The 640-nt window shown below is 48.4% G+C and carries 1 pseudogene; it reads left to right on the forward strand.

From position 1 onward, the window contains the following. A pseudogene (locus tag R7Q46_RS27825) lies at positions 1-640 on the forward strand (sulfate ABC transporter permease); the annotation flags it as partial.

A 640-nucleotide genomic window follows, 5' to 3' on the forward strand; every position in this document is an offset into this window, starting at 1 on the left:
ACCCAAAGTAGAATGGGCTTACCTCGCTTACACCTATAACAACGTCGAAATTCGTGGTGGTCGATTGCGTTTGCCCGTATTCCTTATTTCTGAATACAACTATGTGGGACAAGCGTTTACCACCGCCAGACCGCCGAACGAAGTGTATGACAGCATTCTCGGGATCACGGCGTATGATGGCCTATCCTTTAGGTGGAATTACGACCTTAATGAGAATGTGATGATCACTGCAATGCCGTTTGTGGGCTACGGTTACAGCAGCGACGTTACCATCAGTGAAGATACGGACATTAGTATAGACACCAACTATTCAGCAGGGCTTAACTTGACGTTAAGCGGTGATAACTACCGTTGGAACTTTGCGTATTTGAATGCCGAGTACGATCAAACCACCGTACTTTCTAACGCCATGCAGCCCATACCTGGCCAAGGCAGCGCGGCGGGAACAATACGGCTGAAAGATGAAGACCAACACATCCAGCTGTTTTCACTGGGTGCAAAATATGAGTTTGACCGTATAACCGTCACAGCCGAAGGACAAACCAGCGATATCTCGACCTCGTGGTACGCCGCTACCAGCTACAACCTAAACAAGTTCACCCCTTACGTGGTTTATGGCCAGCAGTTTGACGACAACGAA

It is taken from the genome of Vibrio sp. 811 (genome assembly GCF_033339195.1).